We start from the raw sequence: 24,599 nt of genomic DNA, 5'->3' as shown, positions 1-24,599 counted from the left end.
GAATTACGAATATTACGAAATTCGAGGAGTGATGTTTAGGATGAAAAGGAATTTCACAGCAGCGCTTGCTGCTATGCTCCTTGTCACCGGGCTGCTATCACCGGTTGGGAGCATGAATGCTTCAGCGGCAGAGGCGTTAAAGGAAAACTCACCTGATTCAGCGGCAACGAAAGTGGAAAATGAACCAATCAATGGATTGAAAGCGTTTACCGATGTATCTCCAAGTCATTGGGCCGCAGGCCCATTACAGCGTTGGAGCGCAAATGGGATCATAAGCGGATATGACGACGGGTCGTTTCGTCCGGGTAAGGAAGTCACGAAGGCAGAATTCGCAGCTATTATGAATCGTATATTTAATTATCAGGAGCAATCGGATAAGGTTCCCGCTGATGTCCAGGCTACAGACTGGTATAAAAATGATATAGCCAAAGGGATTGCAGCTGGATATTTAAGCAGTGATCAGAAGAACAATATTTATCCTTCAAAAGCACTTTCGCGCGCGGAGGCGGCGTTAGCATTGGAGAAAGTGTTTCGTTTCAATGCAGACAAAAGCAGTACAGCAGCATTCACCGATCTGAACGGAGTCAGCGATGAAACCGCAAAAGCAATAGCTGTTCTATCGAGTGCAGGTTTTGTAAAAGGATATCCTGGAGGTTTGTTTAAGCCAGATGGTGGGATCACCCGTGCAGAGTTAGCTCAGTTGGCTGATCGAATGGTTTCGGGACTCCTCCTGAAATCAGGAGAGACTTCACTAGGAACAGTTAAGGGCAATGTAGTCATTAATCGGGCTGATGTGATTCTTAAAGACACGGTCATCCAAGGTAATCTTTATCTAACCGAGGGGATAGCTGACGGGAATGCAAAGCTTGAAGGTGTAAAGGTAACAGGGACTACTTTTGTACGGGGAGGCGGCGAGCAAAGTATCGGCTTATACCATACTTCTCTTGGACTGCTTCAAGTAGCCAAGCCTAATGGTAAGGTTCGGATTTATGCCAGCGGGTCGACAGCTGTGGGTACAGTGCAGCTGCTATCTGGGGCAATCTTGGAAGAAAGCAGCGATCTTACCGGGGCAGGGTTTGGGGATGTTGAGATGGATGTCGTTCCTCACAATATTTCGCTTCGCGGAACATTTGCAGCGGTTCGTTCGGCAGACTCAGCAGTCAGCGGTTCTTTGTTAAGAATCCTTGGAACTGTCGGCAGCCTTATTCTGGGAAGTCCGGCCCAATTAACATTGGAGAACAATTCACAAGTGGCGGCACTAATCCTATCTGCGAGCGCTGGAGGTACAACAATTCAAGGCAGCGGAAGCGTAACCACAATAGATAACAAAGCCGATGGAGTAACGATTGGCGGTGTAGCATTAAAAAAGGAAACACTGGCAAAACAACATTGCCAATAGCAAGCTCAGCGCCAAGCAGTTCGGGGAATGTAGGTCCAATATCGACACCAAACTCCACACCTGAAGCAACGGCGACACCTACGGCAACTGCTACGCCAATCGAAACACCAACACCAACACCAACACCAACACCAACAGCCACACCAACACCAACACCAACACCAACACCAACACCAACACCAACAGCCACACCAACACCAACACCAACACCAACACCAACACCAACACCAACAGCCACACCGACACCGACACCAACAGCCACACCGACACCAACATCAACACCGACACTAACACCGACACCAACAGCCACACCGACAACAATACCAACAGCCACACCGACACCAACAGCCACACCGACACCAACACCAACACCAACACCAACACCAACACCAACACCAACCACTGATCCGTGGACACTGGTGTGGGGGGATGAGTTTGATGATGGAGACATTGATGCCACAAAGTGGACCTATGACCTTGGAGATGGATCGCAATACAACAATCCAGGTTGGGGAAACAATGAGAAGCAGTGGTATACCAACGATGAGAAGAATGTAAAGGAACAGGACGGTAACCTGATCATTACGGCCCACAAAGAAGAAAAAGCTGGCAAACAATATACTTCTACACGGATTAAGACTAAAGGGTTGTTTAGTAAGAAATATGGGAAATTTGAAATTCGGGCCAAAGCACCTACTGGAAAAGGGTACTGGCCGGCGATCTGGATGCTGCCGGAGAACGATGTGTACGGGACTTGGGCTGCTTCCGGTGAGCTTGATATTATGGAAGGCTGGGGCAGTCGTCCAGACACGGTAGCGGGGACGATTCATTACGGCGGTATGGCGCCGAACAATGTATACTCCGGCAAAGAGTATGTATTTCCGGATAACGCTACGATTGAGCAGTTCCATACGTACTCTATTGAGTGGGAGCCGGGCGAAATTCGCTGGTATGTGGATGGTGAATTATATTCGACCAAAAATGACTGGTACAGCATCAGCAATGGGCAGCCTGCCAATAATGTGTATCCAGCGCCGTTTAATCAGAAGTTCCATTTGCTGATGAATCTGGCCGTAGGCGGTAACTTTGATGGTGATCCGACTAGCGAAACCGTATTTCCAAAATCGATGGAGATTGATTACGTTAGAGTCTACGAGCTGACAGGTCGTGAGTACCGCGAGCCTATTCCAGTTACACTGGAGAAGGAAGCCTATCCAGAAGGCTCCAAGCTTGCACTGGCAGACGGCAACATGGTCTATAACAACAATTATTCGGAGCAGGTGCCGGGGGATGACGGTATGGGAATCCCAAATACCGCACATTGGGCACTTTATAAAGAAGCAGGGGCTGAAGCTACGGTTTCTACCGTTCCTATTGGGGAGCGCAATTATGTGAAGGTAGATATCAGCAGTGGCGGCGGGAATTTTTATTCGATTCAACCCCAAGCTATCGTATCTATAGCTAAAGGCAGGTTCTATAAACTCAGCTTCGATGCCAAAACCGATATGTCCCGCAGTATGAGCGTTCGGTTAACAGGTGGAGAATCTCGTGGATTTGCAGCGTATTCTCCATCGTTTAAGGTAGATCTAACTTCAGCGATGACGCATTACGAAACGATGTTTCAAATGAAGGAGAACTCAGATATTGCTGCACGCGTCGAGTTCAACGTGGGTACCAATACTTCACCGGTATGGTTTGGTAATGTCAGATTAGAAGAGATTGAGAATATTCAATTCCCGCATGATAGTGTGAAGGAACCGCTGGCCAACGGTAATCATCTGTACAATGGTACTTTCGATATTGGCGAACCCAATCGGATGAGTTATTGGCATACGGAAGCAGCTGGTGGTGTCACGGTAGAATCAAGCGTTAATGACAATGGCCAGTTAAAGCTGCAGATTGGCGGCAGTGAAAATGGTGAGGTTCGGTTACTTCAGAAGGGAATTCAGCTCATTCAAGGGCAGGACTACGAGGTTACCTTCAATGCTTCAGTATCCTCTGCACGCACAGGAACGGTCCAACTACTAGGAAAAGACGGCAGTGTACAGGCAGAACAACCGGTTAGCTTAAGCGAAGGTGAGCAAAAAATTAAAGCCACCTTTATCAATCTTGCAGGTGCAACCGATCATGAAGGACAATTCGTATTATTGTTAAACGGGGCAGCGGATACAGTCGTTCTGGATAACTTCCAGATGATACGTACTAGCTTCTATTTTGATCCATCGCTAATATATTACCCGCTCCTGAATGGTGAATTTAACTTTGGGTTTAGCGCCTGGGACCGCCTGTTGACAGAGCAGGGTGGTCAGAGCAGCGCTACGGTTGTAGATGGAGCAGCGAAATTTAGCATTACGAATACTGGCAGTCAGGCTTATTCTGTAATGTTGTTTCAGAACAACTTGAAAGCTGCTGCTGGAATGGATTATGTGGTTGAATTTGATGCCAGTTCAACCGTAATCCGCAAAATCGGGGTGAACGTAGAAAATGGTACGTATCAGGCCTCGTTCAGCAATATTCTGGAGGTAACGCCGGAGACGAATCATTACAGATTCGAATTCCGGCAAGGCAGCAAGGATACATTGTCTCTTAAATTCCTGCTTGGGAAGGTTGAGGGGATTAGTATTCCTCAAAACCATGATATTATCATTGACAATGTGAAATTTGAGATCAAAAATGCACCGGCCAAACCGCAGGAGCTGCTGAGCGACAGCAGTAATAACAGAGTTTCGCAGCCGATTGAGCTTACTTTTATCGACAATGCAAATTGGCGGAATCAAATCATGGCGGTAAAGGTTAACGGTACAACACTTAATGCAGAGCAGTACACTATTGAACCGGGAAAAATCACAATTGAAGCAGCAGTATTTCCGGCAGAAGGAAGTTATACCATTACTGTTGAGGCTGAACATTATGTTACTGCAACTGTCGCGCAGACTATTCTAGCTAATGATAACAATCTAGTCATCAATGGTTCGTTTGGCAGCGATAAGACGGGCTGGACTACATGGTCCGGAGAAGGTGGCGTCTCCGCGTTTAATGTGAAGGATGGCGTAGCTGAAATCCTGATTACGTCGGCCGGATGGGAAGCGTGGCATACACAATTTTTCCAAGAGGGTATTCCACTGGAGGGCGGAAAAACGTATGAGGTGAGCTTCAAAGCGAAATCAACGGTTCCGCGCCAAATTGTGTTAGAATACTCCAATACTTCAGCTGCTTCCGCGCAAGCTAAGTTTGATATTCATGCGGATTGGGCTACTTATACAGCACAATTTACGGTGTCGAACAGCAACCCGCTGAAGCTTAATTATCTGATCGGCAAAACGCTGGGCGCTGATCCTGCGGCTAACAATACGCCGCATACGATTTCTTTTGACGATATTGTGGTCAGGGAAGTACAAGGGGGTCCACCAGTAATACCGCTAAGCGGTACGCTGGATAATGGAACCTTCGATGTAGATGCAACGGGCTGGAGCCAGTATTTTGACGGAATCGGATCTGCTTCTGTTCAAGAGGGGGAATTTGCTATCAACTTAACAGGTACCGGGCAAGCCCCTTATAGCGCACAGGTGGATTACGAAAATCTCAAGCTCGTTCAGGGAAAAACGTACACCTTGAAGTTTAAAGCTCGTTCTACAGTAAACCGCAATATTCAGGTAGCTGTGGAGCATAAAGGCGGGGACTACACCAAATATATGGAAGCTGAGCTTGTAGCCTTGACCCAGAATATGGACGAATACAGCTACACTTTTACAATGAATGGGGCAACAGACGCTGGTGTTCATCTGGTGTTTTTGCTAGGGCTTATAGATGGGAATAGTACGGAGACGAATAGTGAAATTAGCGCGGGCAGTACAATTTATTTGGATGATGTAAGCTTGATCGAAGGGTAAACGAAAAAAACGGCAGTGTTTTCCTTTTACAGGAGCACTGTCGTTTTTTTGTGTGTTTTTTGTGGGTTTGATTTAAGTTTCTTTAGGGATAAATTCAAAAATTTTGCCACTCTCAAAAGATTCTATTAGTTTCAGCAACCAGCGGTAGTAGTTAATGGATTCAGTTATTTTTTCTTCATCTGTATTTAAGAGCTGCATAAGTTTACTATCGTCACTATACTCTTTTTTCATATCGTTAATTTCTGCAAGTGATTTCGCTAGTGAGATCATATTACCTTCGACGGCTTTTCTCCATTTAATAGAGAAGTAATCACTGAAGTTCTGATGCCAGTCAGGCACAGTGGTGAACAAGTCTTTGCGCGTCCCTCTCCCCCATACTTTGTCGATCATTTTCAGATCTAGAAGGGTACGGACTCCCGTACTCATGGACGTTTTACTCATTCCCATTGTTTTGCTGAGCTCATCCAGTGTCACTGGACCTTGATTGAAGTACATATAACCGTATAAATGTCCAATAGACAAGGTAATGCCATACAGATCCATGTTTTTGCCGATAGAATCGATCACACGTTCACGGGCTTTACTAATCTTCTCTATTTGTTCGGGCGTAAGCCCTTCTAAATCGTTCATGATGTCCCTCCTGAGGAATAGGTCGATAGACTGCAACCTTATACAATGTATTGTAATCAAATCCCCCTCCATAAGTAAAGAATTCATGAATAAAGGAATTTGGCGTAAAACAGAGTATTCCATACATAAAGTTCGTAAAGTTAAAACTGTACACTAATTTTTATCCGTATATGGTGTTTGCATGAATTTTCAATAGTCCGGTAAACTACTATAAAGTGAACTAAACCCGGATAACATTTCGGGAGAAGGAGGACGGCATGGCTATTATAGAGGTGAAACAACTAACCAAAGTATTCGGTCATGATGCGGGACGCGCGATTCCTTTATTAGAGCAAGGGATGTCGAAGGAAAAAATTGCTCAGGAATTGAAGTTGACAGTCGGAGTCAACAAAGCCGAATTCAGCATTGAAGAAGGAGAAATATTCGTCATTATGGGTTTGTCCGGCAGCGGTAAGTCGACGCTGGTTCGTTTGTTGAACCGCTTGATTGAGCCTACAGGGGGGCAAGTTCTTTTTAAAGGGAAAGATGTTGTGAAAATGAATCCGGAGCAGCTGCGCCAATTCAGACGGAAGAACATCGGCATGGTGTTTCAGAAGTTCGCATTATTTCCACATCGAAGCGTACTGGAGAATGCAGCATACGGGCTTGAAGTTCAGGGCGTAGATAAAAAGAAAAGAACTGAACTGGCAACGGAAGCCTTGCATCTGGTAGGTCTGAAAGGTTGGGAGAATCATCGTCCTGATCAACTCAGTGGAGGGATGCAGCAGCGTGTTGGACTGGCACGGGGCCTTGCTAACGACCCGGATATCCTGCTTATGGATGAGGCATTTAGTGCACTGGATCCGCTTATTCGTAAAGACATGCAGCAAGAGCTGCTGGAATTACAGGCCAGAGTGAAGAAGACCATCGTGTTTATCACTCATGATCTAGACGAAGCTTTGCGGATTGGAGATCGGATCGCACTGATGAAGGACGGAGTCATTGTGCAAATTGGTACACCGGAAGAAATCCTCATCCAACCTGCCAATAAATATGTAGAGCGATTCGTGGAGGATGTGGACTTGTCCAAGGTGTTGACTGCAGCTCATGTAATGCGTCAGCCGGAAACAGTCAGACCTGAACGCGGGCCTCGGGTAGCGCTTCAATTAATGCGTGACAGTGGTATATTCAGTCTGTATGTAGTGGACAAGGAAAATAAGCTTCTGGGTGTTATTACAGCTGAGGATGCCCTTAAGGCACTGAATGATAATAAATCTATTCTGGAAGTAACGCGGAGAGAAATCCCACGTGTACAACCGGAAACGCTACTCAATGATTTCTTTGAATTAATATCTGAGACACATTTGCCTGTAGCCGTCGTAGATGAAGCGGATAAATTGAAGGGTATTGTGATTAAAGGAGCCGTTCTTTCCGCACTCGCCGGCAACGCGGTACCGGAAGGAGGATTATAATGGACATTCCTAAACTGCCTTTGGGAAAGGCACTCGAGTGGTTGGAAAATTGGCTGACGACTTATTGTGGGCCCCTGTTTGACTTCATCCATTCGATTATCGGTGGTATGGTGGCTGGCATTGAAAATGCACTTACCTTCCTGCCAGCACTAGTACTTATCGTGCTTATTGCAGCTTTGTCTTATTGGATCGGTAAATGGCGCATGGCACTATTTGCGGTCATTGGGTTGCTTCTGATCGATAATCTTGGATTATGGGGACCTTCTATGCAGTCCTTGGCCCTTGTTCTAACCGCCTCGATATTGGCTGTAGTAATTGGTGTGCCGATTGGTATTTTATGTGCGCAGAGAAATACCGTTAGAAATATAGTTACGCCTATTTTGGACTTTATGCAGACGATGCCGGCTTTTGTATATTTATTGCCAGCGGTATCCTTTTTCTCACTGGGCGTAGTTCCAGGGGTTATTGCTTCGATTATTTTTGCAATTCCGCCAACGATTCGCTTGACCAATCTCGGAATTCGTCAGGTTTCGGAGGAACTGGTGGAGGCAGCAGATGCTTTCGGATCGACACCTACTCAGAAATTGGTTAAATTGCAGCTTCCAATCGCTTTACCAACAATTATGGCAGGTGTGAACCAGACCATTATGTTGTCACTGTCAATGGTTGTTATCTCATCGATGATTGGTGCACAGGGCGTGGGTGCCTATGTATACCGTGCGGTATCACAGGCTAAGACAGGAGACGGATTCGAAGCAGGGATTGCGATCGTTATTATCGCCATTCTGCTGGACCGTTTGACACAGAACGCACTAAAACCAAAACAAAGATAGGAGTTTTAAATAAATGAAGAAGAAAAATATAGGGGTATTCCTGTTAGTTATTATGATGATTGCTGTTATTGCTGGATGTTCTTCATCAAGTAAAGAGAAGGTAAAATTAGCATATGTAGCATGGGATTCGGAAATTGCGAGTACTTATGTAGTAAAGGAAGTACTTGAAACTAAGCTTGGAGCTACCGTTGAAATGCTGCAGGTAGATGCTGGTCCAATGTGGGCTGGGGTTGCAGACGGTAGTGCGGATGGAATGGTTGCAGCTTGGCTGCCAAGCACCCATGCGGCTTATTTAGAGAAGTACGGTGCAAAAATTGAAGATTTGGGTGCAAATCTAAACGGAACTAAGGTTGGCTTGGCTGTTCCGGCCTATATGGATATTAACTCTATTGAAGACTTGAAGAACAGTGATATGGCAGCAAAGCTGAACAATCGCATTATCGGCATTGAGCCAGGTGCCGGCATTATGACAACCACAGAAAAGGCTATCGCGGAATATGATCTTAGCGATTACACACTTCTTGAAAGCTCATCCGCAGCGATGGCTCAGGAACTGCAAAAGGCTTATGACAATAACGAGCCAATCGTTGTTACAGGTTGGACACCACACTGGATGTTCGCCAATATGGATCTGAAATATCTGGAAGATCCAAAAGGGGTTTACGGTGCGGATGAACAGATCCACACGATGGTTCGCCAAGGTCTGAAAGATGACATGCCGAATGTCTACAAATTCCTGGATCAATTCGAATGGACAGCAGAAGATATGGCCAAAGTAATGATTGAGGTTCAGGGTGGCAAGTCACCAGAAGAAGCCGCTAAAACTTGGGTGGAGAGCAATCCGGATAAAGTGAATGCTTGGGTTGCAGGTATAGAATTGTAAGTAGATTAAAAACTGTGTTATGATGTGAAGAATAAATGGAAACAAAAATGTAACTTGTACGCTAACTACTGTTCTTTACACATTACACTTCATAAGCAAGCTCATTCAATAAAACACCCCGTAAGGGGTGTTTTTCTTGGGAATATAAGCAAAGTATTACAAGCTCTTAGTGTACCCTGCTTATATTTCAATAAGAATGGATACCTAGTTTACACACTTAGACTTATGCTTTGTCAAAGTAAATCAGGAGGCAGCTGCTGCAAGGAGTCAAGAGAGGAGACTGCTTCATGACAGAGACCATAAATACCTGGATTGATTGGCTGCTGCAAACGCTGGGCCTTAGCGGGCCATCTATTTTATTCGTGACCATCCCGCTCGCACTTTTGCAGAGTATATTAGGATTTTTTCCATTCGTAATTTTGATCGTGCTGCATGTCTCTGTTTTTAACGTAATTGGAGGCATGCTGATCAGTTGGCTGGCCTGCAATCTGGGCGGAATACTGATGTATTTTCTCATTCGGCGATATCTGTATAACTGGTTTGACCGAAAATGGAGAAGCAAACTGAAGCGCTATGATAAATGGCAGCGTTACTTGGATCGATATGGGATTTGGACACTGGTGCTATTGCGTACGATCCCGATTATTCCGAATAATGTAATCAATTTCATGTCTGCTGTTTCACCGATTAAAGCCTCATCTTTTATATGGGGAACCGTACTTGGTAATTTGTCTTATATATGGTTATTCGGTACGATCGGATCCACCCTAATTGTTCCGCGTGAAGAATGGAATGGTTATCTTACCTGGTATGCGGTGTTTATAGCTATTCTCATTGGCATCTTTATTCGGCGTCATTGGGACCATTTGCAGGAGGATAAGCGGAGCAGAATGCACTAATATCATCTTCCCAGTTCATGATCTAAAGGATGAAGAACGTTACTTCAGGCGCAGTTTGCCGGAGGGAACGTTCTTCTTTTTTGTCCTCTTAGCGAATACCTTAAATTAAGTGGAGGTGGCTTGACCTCTGCGTAAGGCGGGAGGGACTGTTGCAATGGGCAGATTGAAAAAATGGGGAAACCGAAGGCTGAGAATACCTGATCTAGGCCATTTTCGGCTGCCAAAAATAAATGGGGACACGAATCGGAGATTCTCAGCGAGAAGCTCCGCATTCAAGTCAAAACCCAGCCGGGCAGCGGTTAGGCCGCAGCGTACGCGCTTTGAAGCCAAACGTAGCAAAGGCCGCTTTAGATTATCCAGCCGGCCAGAGAGTAAGGTAACGGTTGCAGGCGGAAGAACACATAAGCCAAGAAGCCGACGTAAATTTTGGCTGATAGCCTCCTTAGTAATACTTGTGCTGGTGCTGCAATCCTTGCGCTATGTGGAGCTGCATATGAAACCGCCCATCCTGCATTTAGCACAAATACGTGTGAAGCAAATCGCTACGGAATCGATTAATAAGGCGATTACCTCACAGGTTGCGAATGGAGGGAATGCGGAAGAGCTAATTGATTGGAAGACGGATAAGAACGGGAAAATATCAGGGTTCATGCTCAACTACGCGGAGCATATGCGTATTACTTCGCAAGCGGCACAGGTCATTCAGTCTACGCTGCAGGAATTGCATAATCGAACAGAATATATTCCGCTGGGGCAAGCGCTGGGCAGTCCCCTTATTGCTTCTTATGGACCCGATATTCCGATCAAGATTGAACCACAAGGTGCGGTTAAGGTTGAACTCAGCACCCGCCAGCAAAACGCTGGGATCAATATGATTCTGGTCGAGGTATACATTCATATTGTGACAGAGGTTGCAGTCGTCATTCCTTTTGATATGGAGCCGCAGGTAGTGGATACAGAAATTCCTGTGTCTTATCTGATGGTTGTTGGAGATGTACCTATGTATTATTACGATAATCAAGGTCAACCTGTGGGGGCGAACGGCAGCAGTGCTCCGGGAATTGCCATTCCTGCTCCAGCTGTAGGCGGGGATAAGAGTGGAGTAGTGGATCAGGGCAAGGATACCACCAGTAACAGTCAGAAAGATAACAGCTCGTCTCCAGCGGCAACCGATCCCGCGAGTACGGGTGCAGATCATACGGAAGAAGACAAAGGCGCGGGCGGAGGAAATTAAGGGGATATCACGCTTCAGCGCTCATAGACTATAGGTAGAACAGCTTTAATAAATGGAGCGTGAATCCTAATGTCGCAAGAATCTCTGAATGTGGAACGCTTGGCGGGAAGGTATGGGTTCTTGGAGCGCACGGGACTACTTCCACTGCCGAGTAAAGATGGACTTACCCTTGTAGTTGAGCTAAGCCGCCTGGAATGTGCCGCAGCTTGCTTACCCTTGCTGCTGCTCCATTCTGGAGAGTCTGTGCGCATTATTGCTGTGGCGATGACTCCTGATTTTCCTATGGAAACTTTAGCGGAACAGTTCTCACCGGAGCAGTCGATTCTCTTTCTTCCTTATGAAAAGGAGGAGTACATGCCTAACCAGGCTTTGGCACAGATCGAAACCAGTTTCGCGGTTTTGCTTGAAGATTCGATCATGGTATCGCCTGGCTGGCTAAGTGAGCTATTGTGGGTTCCTTTTGATGACGCTTCAGTTAAGGTGGTGGCCCCTCGCTCTTCAACCGAAAGAGGGGAAGGGAAGAAACGTCTTCACTTCGGCACCTATGATGAGTTTGCTGCTCATGTAAGCTACAATCTTGGCCGGCATCAAGGAGAATGGCGAGAGATGGATGTACTAACGGGTTCTTGCCTCCTGTTCTCTAAAGAGCTGCTTCAGCGTATCGGAGGGTTGGACACCTCGCTTCAAGTGCGGTCTCTTATGATTGCCGATTGGTGTCTTCGAGCGCGGCAGTCTGGAGCCAAGCTGGCGCTAAGTGATGCTGTGTATGTTCATGCTATACATTCACTTGATAGGGGCCAGAGAAGGATGAACGGACCAACACTTGCGGATGGCTGGCAGGCGTATAGTACAAAATGGGCACTGGAAGATGTCTTAGAAGCCGAAGAACATCTTGTACCGCAGAATGGATTCTTACAATCAACACAACCTGTTATTCCACTCGGTAAGGCAACCTTGCAAACGCCATTAGTGACGGCGATTGTTTATTGTGAAGAGGATGGGAATGGGGACCATCTTCCGCAGGAATGGGCAGCTACACAGGAGCAGCAGAGCTACAAGAATATTCGCTGGATCTGGATCAAGGACAGATGGATGAACACAGCTTCCGGCTTGCCAGTAAATGAACAGGATGTAGTGATTGCAGTTCGTGGTCAAGAGGCTTGGCTGCGGGCTTTGAAGAATGCATCTGCATTATTTGAGAGTGAGATAACTGTGTATTTATCAGACTCTATCAGGTATGAGAAATATTACGTTGAACGGGTAGTGAAGGCGATCACCCAAGGTTCCGCGGATCTGATCGTTAGTTTATCTACGGATATGGACGAAGAGGTGGGGCGGTTGCTTAGGGGGGACCCTTCGGGAATTGTTTTTCCATTAGAGCGAGTTGCTCATAAAGGCGGGAATGTGCCTGGAGTGATTACCTGTAAGGCGTCTACTTCGCACCAATTGCAGCTTCACCCTGAAGCTTCACTAACTATAGGTTATGTGGGGGATTTGTCCGAACCGCAGGGGAAGAAGGCAGATAGGAGCAGGGGCAAGGAGGCGCAGTCATGAAATATTTAATTCTGAGCAGAGGCTCCTGGGAGGAATACGAATATAAAAGACTGTTGGATCTTCTGCCCGAGCGGGAAGAGGTCTGTTTTGCCGGAAGAATGACTCTTGAGCAGCAGACTAACAGCCAGATCAAGCCGGTAATGATCGCGGATATTCATACTCTCAAGGCGAGGGAGTACACATTTCTGGTCTCTTCTCCCTATTGGCTACCAGAGGTTCTTTCTTTGCAAGCGGGATATATAGTGGCTTTATTAGAGCGCTGTCCGGAAGAAGAAAATAAGGTCTTATGGGATAAATACAGCGGCTTGCTTGGAGCAAAGGCCGATCTAGTAGGAACCCGGTCAGAACGGATCTATTTGGAGCAGAGCTTGTGCAGGGAGAATATTATTTATCTCGACGGGGATCAGCAGGAATCGTATGGAGTTGTATGTCAGCGCGAGCGGATTTATTTTCTGACAGATTATGAGATGTTGTGGAGTAAGGCGATTGAGAACTTATGGCAGGAGGAGCCCCTCCTTGCTACGGACTGGTTTAGGATTCAACTCCAGCTTAGGGCGGATTATTATACCTCGATGTGCGCCAAGCTGCCCAGCCAGCCTGTTGTACATTATTTGGCAGCATCTTATTTGTATTTGCTTGGGGACTCCACAGCGAATCGATATCTGGCGCAATCCTTTGAGTTAATGGTGCTGTATGAATATTTGGATTGCCTTATTTCACACTTCCGGTTTTTTTCTGCAATAGAAGCCAAGACAGGGAATTTGGAAACGGCGGTCCGCCAATTTGCGATTACAGCATTTACCGCAGAGGAGAAGCAAGCAGTAGAAAGGATGGAGGGCTGGCTCCATTCCGGGCAGGATGAACTGGTTCGCGCGGAGTTGTTCCACCTGAATGAGGATGAGGCAGCGGCAGTAAGAATTTTAAGTCCGCTAACTTCTCCCGAGGCAAAAGCGTTGCTGGTGCAAAATTATGTGCGGACTTTTCAATGGGAAAAGGCAATAGTGCTGCAACATGAGCAGGAAGAAAATGTGGATGAAGCCATGGAAGGCACCATACACTTGCTGTATGGCAGGCGGCACGAGGCCATTCGCAGCTTTTTAAATGCAGGAGGGCAAGACAATCAGGCATGGCCACTTTTGTCAGAGATGGCAGATCTCGAAGAGGCTGTAAGACGATTGAGAAGGAGAGTGGAGGATGAGTAGTCATAGAGGGCCACTCCGCAAAACATCAGGCAACCGTCTGACCGCTATTATGCAGGTTAGGAACGAAGCCGGAAGGTATTTAGAGCAGGTGCTGGAGGAATTAAGTGAGTTCGTGGATGATATTGTGATCGTGGATGATGGAAGTACAGATCATACGGCTCAGTTATGTCTCTCTTTTGCCAAAGTTAAGAAGCTCGTAACCCTGCAAAGCTCTTTGTTTAACCGTGAATGGGAGCTACGGCAAACATTGTGGGAGCTGGCGGTATCTACGAATCCGGATTGGCTGCTGTCTGTGGACGCCGATGAGTTCTATGAAGAGTCTGCTAAACGGGAGATGAGGCGACTCATCGATCAGGATGTGTATGACTGGGTATCCTTCCGATTATTTGATTTTTGGGGCGGCACCACACATTACCGTGAAGATGAGCATTGGAATATCCACACGAAGCATACCCGTACACTAGTCCGCTATTTGCCGAACTTTCATTATTTTTTTCCGAAAATGGATCATCATGTGCCAAGACTTCCGCTCTCTTATTCGGTATTGCCGGGGTTTCTTACCGAGCTGCGTGTGAAACATTATGGTTGGGCGATATCCCCTGAGGAGCTTCGGCGAAAATACTCGCGTTACCTGGAGCTTGATCCAGAGGGGCGCTGGGGTAGTCTGGAGCAGTACGAATCTATCCTTGATGAGCAGCCCCATCTGGTGGAATGGCAAGAGGAGCTTTGAAATCCGCATCTGATCTGCCAACCGGCTAAGTCCGGCTGGCAGATCTCAGAAGCAGCGCAGAAGGGATATGAGCTGATGGTATCCCTTGCGGATATACTTCTGCTGCGAGCTGCAGCTTGTAATAAGCGAGGCTCACGGCTGCGGTAGCCCCCCCGACTCTACGCAAAGCGGCTTCATCCTCTACATGAAGGATGGGCATCTCTCCACAGGAGTAGGCTATCGCAGCGTATAATTGCCACTCGGTACAGTCCGCAGGTGTATGATATTGAGGGTGCTTGCTGACATAAATAGAGCACCATTGTTTTTTTATGGAGGTGGGGGCTTCAAGTAATCCGTAGAGTAAGGGCTGCGGCAGACTGGACCAGTGTAAGGAAGATCCTTCCGAATGGCGATAAAGTGCTAATAAACTATTCCAAGCACCAGTCTGAAGCAGCAATTGTGCTGCATAGCTTAGATCCGAAAGATCAGCTTTAAGGCTATAATTCCCTGCTAAAATATGATGGATCGATAAAATCCCCGGTCTGTAAGGCAATAGACAGACAAGCCAGCGCATGGCAGACTCTGTATCTCCAATACGGCAAGAGAAAGCCCACAGATAGCCAAGTACAAAGGATCGGTTGGAAAGATGGGAAGGATCATGAAGCAGCTGTTCAAGCGGTGCGAGTGTCTGAAGATGTTCCGGTTGATTGTTTATTTCCAGAATCGCCTGCAATGCAGTCTGAACAGATGAGGGTAACTGGCTGGCTGTAGAAAGCTCAGCTTGCCATTCCGGATCGCGGGCATTGAGCGCTGCGGGCAGAAGATAAGTCAAAGTATCAGGAGATAAAGAGTGCAGATGGTTGTGGGTCAATGCTCGTAGTTGTGCCTTCTCTCCAGATAGAAGGCTTAGTGGGATGAGTTCTTTCCACGCCTCGTTATAATCAGGCTTATGTTGTATGGCAGCCTCGTAATGTCTCCACGCATCCGGATATTGGTATAACTTCTCACAGACTCTTCCGGCTAGTAGTTCTGTCCGATACGTTCCACTGCCTGAGGAAGAAGGGTATTTATGTGCTGTATTTCCGCTCTGAAGTGCGTTCTCCAAGAAATGCTTGGCTGAGCTGAGCTTCCCTTGTTCCAGTAACAGGAGGGCATAGCTTTCTAATAAATCAGTGAAATCGGGAAAAAGACCGCTCCCCGTACGAAAAACTTCCTCGGCTTCCTGCTTTCGGCCACATAGTTGTAAGGCGTACGCCGTCTTAAGGTAAATATCTGAGACATAACCGGTAGGGGCTGGAGCATCGGTGAGCAGCGGAAGGAGGATCTCTGCCGCTTCTTTATATTGACCCTGCTGATAATACTCTGCCCCTAACGCGTAACGAAGAAAAAGATGGTTCGGTTGAAGCCGCAGACCCCTGTTGATGAGTGCTAAATTGCGGTTATATTTATTTTTACGCATCAGTTCATCTTCTAAATATCCGTAGTGGAAAATACGCAAATCTGCATAAGTGATCTCCCCAGCTGGAAGCTCCCAAATGCTGCTGGCAATCTCCTCATGAATACTTCCACGAAAAATAATTCTTTTATCATTTTTGAATAATCGACAGACATGATCTGTAACAAAATCCGCTTCAGGTATTTCACCGACATAGTGGATAATGGGCAGCCAATACCCATGAATATACTCGGCACCAAGCAAGGGCTGGAGCAGCTCCTCACTCCAATGATCCACAGCCTCATCAGCATCCAGTACCAGAACCCAAGCGGAAGTTGCATACTCTAGGCTTATATTCCGCGCTTTGGAAAAATCATTTTCCCAAGGAATGTCGATAATCTTTGCACCGAACCTCTGAGCGATTTCTTTACTGTTATCCTCTGAGCCTGTATCCGCAATGATAATCTCAGACACTAGCCCGCGCACAGAGGATAAGCATTTCTCCAGATGGTTTGCCTCGTTCTTAATAATCATGCAAAGTGTGATATCCGGTGTGGTCATAGGAATACGTCCTTCCTAATCTGAAACTCTGGGCAGTGGAAGTGCGAGTCGCACTCTTTTAGCCGCTGGAGAATAGGGGGTTGAAGAAGTGAGGGAGGCAAGCAGACGATCCGCCAACAAAAGCTCCGAACGCCCTGGGTGATAGGCTGGGTTGAATAACGAGTCATTAGATGAGGACTGCCCTGTGGTCTTCATCAGCTGTTTTGCTGCCTCTTCACATCCCTCAATCCGCAATAAATCTAAGAGAAGTCCGCTTTTAGCGGCTGTGTATTCGGGTAGATGAGCGTGAAGCCAGCCCAAAATTTCATTTTCGCGCTCAGCACATTTTAAGGCTCGGATCAGTCGGGTTATAATGGGCGTTGGCTCGGGATGAAGCTGAGCAGCTTTGGTATAACAGACACAGGCCTCGGTCTCATCGCCTATTTCTTCGCATAACTGTCCCAGCAAATAAAATGTCAAATAAGATCCGAATCCGGACTCGGTATGGTAACCGGAAGGAGCTTCTCCAATGACTAAGGCTTGCAGCAATGCTGTTTTGGCCTCAACTAGGGCCCCCATTTGAAACAGCAGCACACCTTTGATATGAGCCAAGTCAGGATAATCTGGATGTAAGGTTATCCCTGAGTCGCAAGCTTCCAGCGCCGCGTTGAAATCTTTTAATTCTGCCAGGCAGCGGATTTGATATTTGTGCAGCAGATGAACATAACTTGTGTCGGGTGGAGCTTCGTTAAGTGATCTTTTGATATGCTCTAGAGCCGGTTGATATTCACCAAGCCGCATATATTCAACAGCCATATTGAAATGGTGGAAGGGGTCATTGGGATTTAACTTTAGCTGTTCCTTGAGCAGCTCAACATTTCGTTTGATCTTATCTTTTTTTGCTACTACGCCGTCTGCATAACCGTAATGATGGATGACTACGTTGCTTAAATGCATTGCTGCTTTGGGTGTAGCTTTTACGATCGTTTCTGCAATCTGTTCGTGGATGATGCCGCTGAAACGGTACTGCGGGCGGTTACGGAATAGCCGGATAATCGGATTAACAGTAATGGTCTGGGAAGCTGCGGTTAAACCTTTATGATTATGAATGCGCAGAAAAAAAGCTTCATACTCCAAATGCTCCGCACACAGCAACAGCTCCCCCTTACTTTTCGCATCCAGTTCCTCGTCTCCATCCAGAATGAGAATCCATTGTCCGTGGGCTTGCTGAAGACCCGCGTTGCGGGCAGCGGCAAAATCGCCATTCCAAGGATGGTGAACAACTTTAGCTCCAAAGCTTAGAGCAATTTGTAGCGTGGAGTCAGTAGAGCCAGTATCGACTACAATAATCTCATCGGCGATACCACGTACACTTTTTAAACATTGGTTTAGGTTATCTGCTTCGTTCTTAACGATCATGCATAGAGAAATCAGAGGTTTTTGGCTGGGCATGCTCATTTGGCTGTCCTCCCCTCACTCTGGCGGAAGCTCCACTGTGTATGCCACGGTGTACGATTTAGTAAAAAGATGGATTTATGGATGGCACCAATATCCGTTTGCAGTGGACCATGAACGTTAGCTGCATCCAAGCTGTTTAGTGCCTCCTCCATGCTATGCTTCGCTTGCTGAAGGTAACAGAGTGCTAAACCCACTCGGGCAGCCTCATGCTCAGGCATCTGCTCCAGCGCTTGTTGAAACCATTCACTGGCTTCCGTGTAATGCCCTTTGTCAAAGACCATCTCACCTATATAAAAAAGAACCTTCGCATCAGCGGCTTGATCGCTAACTAACCTGATAAAATGCTCACCTGCCGCATTCCTATTGCCTTCTTTATATAATGCTGCGGCTAATTCAGACCGAAAGGTAGGGAACAGCTTTATCAAAGCTTCGCTTAACGCGGGCTGGTGTAGTTTTACTGATTGTTCGATCAATTCTGAAATGAATGAGGAATGTAATGGTAATGAATCTACCTCTGCTTCAGCGGGATCTACCTTTTGTTGCTGGTGGCACTTCTGAATGTATTGCAGTCCGAAACGGAGTTCGTCTGGTGCATAGGTTAGCAGGTCATTGTGGAATTCTCCAAAAAGCGCCCAAGAGCAAATAGCCCAGAGGGTAGCCCACTTTTTCAGATATTCTAAATCATGGTTATCTTGCGTAGCTAAGGAGGTCATTTGTCTTATGGTTGCATAGGCGTCCTCTAGCTTGTTGGTGATGAGGAGTGAAGAGATCATCCAATTTGCCGTCTCTAATTCCAAGGGAAAAGTGTCTCGGGATAAGTTAGTGATGGTCTCATTAGCATTTATCGCAAATAAGCTGTCAATGATCGCAGCTCGTTGGGCAGCATTAGTTGGGGGGACGAGTTGTATCAGCAAGCTGGCAATCTCCTCATCGGGTACAGCTAAGCGTTGAAAAGCAGAAGCTATTCCCTGCAAGGCAGGCCTATATAAAGAGTGGTGTTGAAGCGCACGGTGGTAGAATCTCGCAGCGTCCTCCTGAAGCTCAAGCCGCTCTGAGATTAAGCCTAGTCGATAAAGTGGGCGGAAGGTGTTCATCCCTTGCTCAGATACATATTTTTGACTAACCTGATCTCCAGAAATGGATGCTGCACGCTGATAAGCTTGAAAAGCACGTTCTAACAAGCCTTGACTCTCCAAAGATTGGCCTAATAAAAAATGCAGGTCAGGGTAATCCTCATAACGCTCCAATTCAGGCAACAGCAAGGGATCTATGATATTCGTTTTTCCTTGAGTCAGATAAATTTTACAGAGATCTCTAATCATCGTAGGACGGTAGGAAGCTTCAAGTGGCACATGGTGAAGGGTCTGGCGAAGTAATGTCTCTGCTTCCAGAAGACGACCGTCCTGACAGCAGGTGACTGCTAAATTATACGAGTGAAAAGGATCTTCCGGTTGTTCGGCTAAAGCGAGTCGCAGCAGCTGCTCATTGCGTTTGATTTTATTTTTTCGTGCCATGATTTCCGGCAAATATCCGAAGTGTTCAATCTCAATATCACTATGCTCAATCGCCGAGATGTTATGTGATTTAAGGATTGCAGCGTCAATTCCTTCATGAATTCTTCCGCTATATCGATAACCCTGTCCATTTCGGAATAAACGAACCGCACTGTGCTTTACCTTATCTTCAGGCCGAACGCCAAGCCAATTATCAATTTGTACTGTAAAAGCCTGAGCTTGCGTGTTTTGCAGGAGGCTGCGGAGTTCCGGAAGTGGAGTTTGCAGGCGTTCATCGGCATCAAGGACTAGAATCCAATCGGTATCCGCCTGATCGAGACCTTCGTTACGTGCTGCAGCAAAGTTTTCTGTCCATTCCCGTTGGAATACTCTAGCCCCGTGCGCTTGGGAAATAGCTATGGATTCGTCAGTAGAGCCTGTATCTATGACTACAATCTCGTCAACACCTGCTACGCTTGTGAGACAGTGGGGCAGAAGATCAGCTTCATTGTTAACGATGAGGTGGACGCCAAGCGTAATATTGTTCACGTTGTTTCCTCCTTGTTACATATGTAGAAGTAGAAATCAGCTTTTGCTATCAAAAGAAAAAGCACATGGATATCCATGCACTCTTTCGTTACAACATATGATGGGCATCTGCATTACGTTCCCTGTGCGTTGAAACTTACATTGATTGTTGAGGCGGCTCCTGCATTCGTTGATTGATAGGATAAGCGTGTATATTTCAAGAATCTGGCCGGAACTATGACATCTATAGAACCTGCTGCTAAAGGATTATCTCCTGTGGTATCGACGAAATAGTTCGTTCCGTCAGCACTGATTTCTACTCGTGTGTTGACTGGGTTAGCTCCAGTGTTATTGATGAAAAAGGAATAGGTACCCAATACGCTTGTAGTCACTGCTGGCAGTGGAGTATAGGCATTAGCAGTTGCAATACCCGTCGTCGTCTGTTCGATAAAGCTGCGTTGTGAAATAGAGGTCACACTGCTGAGCGTACCAGCGGTAATGGTGGCTCCAAGCACACTGGTAATGGTCCCGTTTAAGAGGTTGGTGACCGTACCTGCTGAGGACAGAGTACCCGCAGTGATCGTGGCTCCGAGCACGCTGGTAATGGTCCCGTTTAAGAGATTGGTTACTGTACCAGCCGAAGACAGAGTACCCGCAGTGATCGTGGCTCCGAGCACGCTGGTAATGGTCCCGTTTAAGAGATTGGTTACTGTACCTGCGGAGGACAAAGTACCCGCGGTGATTGTGGCTCCAAGCACGCTGGTAATGGTCCCGTTTAAGAGATTGGTTACTGTACCTGCGGAGGACAAAGTACCCGCGGTGATTGTGGCTCCAAGCACGCTGGTAATGGTCCCGTTTAAGAGATTGGTGACCGTACCTGCTGAGGATAGGGTACCAGCTGTGATCGTAGCCCCTAGCACACTAGTAATGGTCCCGTTAAGGATATTGGTGACCGTTCCTGCTGAGGACAAAGTACCCGCGGTAATAGTTGCGCCTAGTACACTAGTAATGGTACCAGCCGTAATCGTAGCTCCGAGCACGCTAGTAATCGTGCCTTCGAGAATGTTAGAAATGGTACCTGCGGAAGACAAAGTACCAGCTGTGATGGTAGCTCCAAGTACGCTAGTAATAGTCCCGTTAAGAATGTTGGTAACCGTACCTGCGGAGGACAAAGTACCCGCAGTGATGGTAGCCCCGAGTACGTTAGTAATGGTACCTTCGAGAATGTTAGTAATGGTACCTGCGGAAGACAAGGTACCAGCTGTGATGGTAGCTCCAAGTATGCTAGTAATGGTCCCGTTAAGAATGTTGGTAACCGTACCTGCGGAGGATAAAGTACCCGCAGTGATGGTAGCTCCGAGTACGCTAGTGATCGTCCCGTTAAGAATGTTAGTAACTGTTCCTGCTGATGACAAAGTACCCGCAGTGATGGTAGCTCCGAGTATATTGGAAATCGTACCATCTAGGATAATTGTCGTTAGATTTCCGCCTGGATCTGTAGTGAGCGGATGATCAATCAGCGAGGCATCCCGGCCAAAAATAAGCGTTCGTAGATTATCGGGATTAGCTTGAAAAGAGCTGTAGTTAGGCAAAGTTCCTCGTCCCTCTCTTATAAAATTGTTAACTCATACCTATAGACTGGGCTTGGACGTATACATCAATTTTGCCTAAACCCGTTGACTGTTGCGTGGAGGCGGATATCCGAGTCCACTTTAAAAATCTGCTTGGCACTAGCACCTTCATTTCTTTTGCAGCCACGATCTCTTCTGAATCTATAAAAGAATCAAGACTGTTCGGACTAATCTCCAAGCGGACGCTAACAGGGTGGTCTCCTTGGTTCATAACTGCGTAAGAGATCATCGTTTTGGTTCCGCTTTTTTGCCAAGGCAGAGGTGAAATGGAGCTGGACACGGGGAATCCGATAAATTGATGCTCGGAAAATAAAGGACTGATCGTGACCTTACGGCGGTTTCTTCGGCCCTTTGGAGGTGGAAATGATTGCGGATTTCTAGAACAATTCCCCTGTTTTTTTGAGTGTTTTATTTTGCTGCGCTTTTTTAGTTCCAGACCGGTATGGATTTCATTCACCTCCTACGGGTTTTCTGGAACCCTATCCATAAAAGGACCCTAACCGTCGTTTGAGCCCTGAGCATCAATAAACCGCAGTTCAATAAGCCGCGAACCGTTAGGGACAATCCTTAGCCATTCGAATGGTGATAATAATATATGGTGAAAAATAAGAGGTGATTGGGCTGGGAAAGCAAAAATACGCACATTCCCAAACAACCTGTTACTTAGAGCGGCATAAAATAAGATAAGCTCAAGTACGGGGAGGATAGCGCATGCCAAACGATTCAGTCTTTAATCAGAGTAGCCAGCCACTCTTTACAGAACAAGTCAACACGTATGTTGCACCTGGTATAGATTCAGCTCCGGAGGGAGGAGCGGCTAAGGCGGGGCTATTGTTTGGAATCCCTTTTACTTCTACGGTAACGACTGCTGCACCGTTAGTTGTTCAGATTAGTAATCCGGCAGGCAGCGGACGTACATTGTATGTATCCCGTGTTGCAGCTAGCTCGGCAACAGCTGCTGTTACTTTATCTCTACTTAGGAACGCTACGGTCACCGGGACTACCGTTACACCGATAAATTTTAATTTTGGAAGTGCGTTAACCAGTGTGATGACGGCCAGAACCTCGACTTCTGCCCCTACGGGAGGTCCGGCCACTCTAGTATCTTTATTACTGGCAGCGGGTCCCGTCATTGTTGATTTTACTGGACAAATCGTTGTTCCTCCCGGAAATTCCATAACCACGTCCATCACGATTGCATCGGGAACTTCAGCAGCGACAACATCTATCAGCTGGTGGGAATATTAGAAATGGGAGGGGATAATCATGCCTAATCAATATGTGTTTAACGACAATGATCAACCTCTTTTTGTGGATATGGTCAATACCTTCCAATCTCCGGATATCAGCGCGCCACCTGAAATAAGTGCTTCGAAGGCTGCGGTCTTGTATTCTACCAACACATCCGCGTCTAGTTTGGTCGTACTTAGTCTTATTTCTGCAATTACTTCTATTCGGATTAGTAATGCTGCTGGTAGCGGGAAAACCGTATATATCTCTCGTATTAGCGGCAGTATCGGCGGATCTTCTCTGCTATCGGCTATGTCTGGAAGCTTTACAATTGTAAAAGGAGGGACGTTAACCTCTCCTGCAACCTTGACACCAACCAATAATAATCTCGGAAGCGCGGCTACAAGTGCGATGACCGTTCAATCTTCAACAGCGGCAATTAGCGGGGGGACGACGCTTTACAATTATCAATTAGCTCCAGGCGCTTTCTCACAGAACTTTACGGGCAGCATCATCGTTCCGCCGGGGACTGCTATTTGTGCTAACGTAACTTCATCTAGCTCGGCTGTAGGCTTAACGATTACTTCTGCACTTGGTCTTCTTTGGTGGGAGCAATAGAGTTTATATTTTTTTTTGAAACTATAACGGTGGTAAACCTTGACATCATTTGGTTAAGGTTTTACATAGAAGGTTGGAATGAATAGAAAATAAAGGGGATTGGCATTATACAATAAAGTTGGAATTCAGTATGGAATGTGAAAAGAGGGACAATTATGGAAAGTTGTTTATTTATTCATGGCTTTACCGGAGGTGAGCATGAAATCTCTCCCTTGTCCCAGTTTATGGAGCAGCATAATTATCGTTCCAGAACATTTACCCTGAAGGGGCACGGGGGCAGCAGGAATGATCTACTGCATTCGGATCGACATGATTGGCAGCAAAGTGCTGAGGATGAATTAACAGAGCTGTTAAAGACAAATGACGGCGTTCATCTGATCGGTTTTTCAACCGGTGCTCTTATTGCTTCACATCTTTCCGTGCGCTATAAACCTTGGATTAAATCTCTCACTTTGTTGTCTACCCCTGTGTTTCCGCTGAATCCTGTAGAAATTATTAAGACCCTTGGGAGCTTTTCCATGCTAAAAACTTATATTAGTAAATTCAGTTCAACGCCTCCAAAAGCAACTCGAGAGTTCCAGCGATTGGTTCGTGAGAGCTTTTCTGTCTATCCGCATATTGAGACTCCAACCCTGATCGTGCAAGGAAAAAGAGATCATCTAGTGAAGACTAGAAGCGCCGATTACCTACGACATCATATGATCAAGGCGACCCAAAAACAGGTGCTGATGGTCGACAACAGTGGTCATATGGTGTGCCATTGTGAAGAGAAGGACCGAATTATGAATGAGGTCTTGCAGTTTATTCAGACGGCGGGACGCTGAACTCAAACAGTAAATATTCAACCCCAAGAGCTTCCTAAATAGGAGCTCTTTTTTTGTTGTGCATTTCAATTTTAAGGCTTGACAACGCGTCTGGTGTCATGGTAATTTTTAGTAGGGAAACCGGTTTCCCTAAAATTCGTTTGTTTCTATGCCAAAAA

The 24,599-nt window shown here is 46.4% G+C and carries 19 protein-coding genes; 13 read left to right on the top strand and 6 right to left on the bottom strand.

Annotation, left to right across the window (positions count from 1 at the left end; translation table 11 throughout):
- Nucleotides 1-40 precede the first annotated feature (40 nt).
- Complete coding sequence (locus NST58_RS27740; RefSeq protein WP_339244895.1) at nucleotides 41-1,399, top strand: S-layer homology domain-containing protein; 1,359 nt, start codon at nucleotides 41-43, stop codon at nucleotides 1,397-1,399.
- Nucleotides 1,390-5,289 (top strand): carbohydrate binding domain-containing protein, encoded by a 3,900-nt coding sequence (locus NST58_RS27735; protein WP_339244892.1) that lies wholly within the window; start codon nucleotides 1,390-1,392, stop codon nucleotides 5,287-5,289. Before NST58_RS27740 ends, NST58_RS27735 begins: the two co-directional genes overlap by 10 nt.
- Before the next feature lie 72 nt (nucleotides 5,290-5,361).
- On the opposite strand, the gene NST58_RS27730 is transcribed toward NST58_RS27735, so the two are convergent.
- Entirely contained in the window at nucleotides 5,362-5,919 is a 558-nt protein-coding gene (locus tag NST58_RS27730) for a transcriptional regulator (RefSeq protein WP_036685364.1), read from the bottom strand.
- A 257-nt stretch (nucleotides 5,920-6,176) separates the two neighbouring features.
- Here NST58_RS27730 and NST58_RS27725 point away from each other — a divergent pair, with 257 nt between their 5' ends.
- The 8 genes from NST58_RS27725 to NST58_RS27690 all read left to right on the top strand — a co-directional run bounded on the left by NST58_RS27725 (nucleotide 6,177) and on the right by NST58_RS27690 (nucleotide 14,705).
- Nucleotides 6,177-7,370, top strand: coding sequence for a glycine betaine/L-proline ABC transporter ATP-binding protein (locus tag NST58_RS27725; RefSeq protein WP_036685362.1), 1,194 nt, complete (start codon nucleotides 6,177-6,179; stop codon nucleotides 7,368-7,370).
- Nucleotides 7,370-8,203 carry a proline/glycine betaine ABC transporter permease gene (locus NST58_RS27720; RefSeq protein WP_076099393.1) on the top strand — a complete coding sequence of 278 codons (834 nt, stop codon included), beginning with the start codon at nucleotides 7,370-7,372 and terminating at the stop codon, nucleotides 8,201-8,203. The genes NST58_RS27725 and NST58_RS27720 overlap by 1 nt, the downstream gene beginning before the upstream one ends.
- Nucleotides 8,204-8,216: 13 nt before the next feature.
- A complete protein-coding gene (locus NST58_RS27715; RefSeq protein WP_038573223.1) occupies nucleotides 8,217-9,086 on the top strand; it encodes a glycine betaine ABC transporter substrate-binding protein in 870 nt (289 codons plus the stop codon).
- A 287-nt stretch (nucleotides 9,087-9,373) separates the two neighbouring features.
- Entirely contained in the window at nucleotides 9,374-9,985 is a 612-nt protein-coding gene (locus NST58_RS27710; protein ID WP_076099392.1) for a VTT domain-containing protein, read from the top strand.
- A 154-nt stretch (nucleotides 9,986-10,139) separates the two neighbouring features.
- Nucleotides 10,140-11,219: a sporulation protein YunB gene (gene yunB / locus NST58_RS27705; protein WP_076184782.1), complete on the top strand. Its 1,080-nt coding sequence runs from the start codon at nucleotides 10,140-10,142 to the stop codon at nucleotides 11,217-11,219.
- 69 nt (nucleotides 11,220-11,288) lie between these two features.
- Complete coding sequence (locus NST58_RS27700; protein ID WP_076184781.1) at nucleotides 11,289-12,773, top strand: hypothetical protein; 1,485 nt, start codon at nucleotides 11,289-11,291, stop codon at nucleotides 12,771-12,773.
- A complete protein-coding gene (locus NST58_RS27695) occupies nucleotides 12,770-13,975 on the top strand; it encodes a hypothetical protein (protein WP_076184780.1) in 1,206 nt (401 codons plus the stop codon). Before NST58_RS27700 ends, NST58_RS27695 begins: the two co-directional genes overlap by 4 nt.
- A complete protein-coding gene (locus tag NST58_RS27690) occupies nucleotides 13,968-14,705 on the top strand; it encodes a glycosyltransferase (RefSeq protein ID WP_076193397.1) in 738 nt (245 codons plus the stop codon). Before NST58_RS27695 ends, NST58_RS27690 begins: the two co-directional genes overlap by 8 nt.
- Before the next feature lie 25 nt (nucleotides 14,706-14,730).
- Here NST58_RS27690 and NST58_RS27685 read toward each other — a convergent pair whose 3' ends face one another.
- The 5 genes from NST58_RS27685 to NST58_RS27665 all read right to left on the bottom strand — a co-directional run bounded on the left by NST58_RS27685 (nucleotide 14,731) and on the right by NST58_RS27665 (nucleotide 21,998).
- Nucleotides 14,731-16,680: a glycosyltransferase gene (locus NST58_RS27685; protein WP_339244886.1), complete on the bottom strand. Its 1,950-nt coding sequence runs from the start codon at nucleotides 16,678-16,680 to the stop codon at nucleotides 14,731-14,733.
- Between the two features lie 15 nt (nucleotides 16,681-16,695).
- On the bottom strand, nucleotides 16,696-18,117 hold the full coding sequence (locus NST58_RS27680; protein ID WP_280753713.1) for a glycosyltransferase: 1,422 nt from the start codon (nucleotides 18,115-18,117) through the stop codon (nucleotides 16,696-16,698).
- Nucleotides 18,114-20,159: a glycosyltransferase gene (locus tag NST58_RS27675; RefSeq protein ID WP_339244882.1), complete on the bottom strand. Its 2,046-nt coding sequence runs from the start codon at nucleotides 20,157-20,159 to the stop codon at nucleotides 18,114-18,116. Before NST58_RS27675 ends, NST58_RS27680 begins: the two co-directional genes overlap by 4 nt.
- 113 nt (nucleotides 20,160-20,272) lie before the next feature.
- A complete protein-coding gene (locus NST58_RS27670) occupies nucleotides 20,273-21,730 on the bottom strand; it encodes a DUF6385 domain-containing protein (RefSeq protein WP_339244880.1) in 1,458 nt (485 codons plus the stop codon).
- A gap of 28 nt (nucleotides 21,731-21,758) precedes the next feature.
- A complete protein-coding gene (locus NST58_RS27665) occupies nucleotides 21,759-21,998 on the bottom strand; it encodes a DUF6385 domain-containing protein (RefSeq protein WP_036685337.1) in 240 nt (79 codons plus the stop codon).
- A gap of 482 nt (nucleotides 21,999-22,480) precedes the next feature.
- Between NST58_RS27665 and NST58_RS27660 the strand changes: the two genes are divergently transcribed.
- The 3 genes from NST58_RS27660 (at nucleotide 22,481) to NST58_RS27650 (ending at nucleotide 24,441) form a co-directional block, all read left to right on the top strand.
- Nucleotides 22,481-23,017 (top strand): hypothetical protein, encoded by a 537-nt coding sequence (locus NST58_RS27660; protein WP_036685336.1) that lies wholly within the window; start codon nucleotides 22,481-22,483, stop codon nucleotides 23,015-23,017.
- Nucleotides 23,018-23,035: 18 nt separating this feature from the next.
- Nucleotides 23,036-23,617, top strand: coding sequence for a hypothetical protein (locus tag NST58_RS27655; protein WP_036685335.1), 582 nt, complete (start codon nucleotides 23,036-23,038; stop codon nucleotides 23,615-23,617).
- Nucleotides 23,618-23,772: 155 nt separating this feature from the next.
- Complete coding sequence (locus NST58_RS27650; protein WP_036685332.1) at nucleotides 23,773-24,441, top strand: alpha/beta fold hydrolase; 669 nt, start codon at nucleotides 23,773-23,775, stop codon at nucleotides 24,439-24,441.
- The last annotated feature ends 158 nt before the right edge of the window (nucleotides 24,442-24,599 follow it).

Source organism: Paenibacillus sp. FSL R10-2796, from assembly GCF_037965315.1.
GTDB lineage: Bacteria > Bacillota > Bacilli > Paenibacillales > Paenibacillaceae > Paenibacillus_AQ > Paenibacillus_AQ odorifer.
This window is presented reverse-complemented; position numbering and strand designations above follow the sequence as displayed.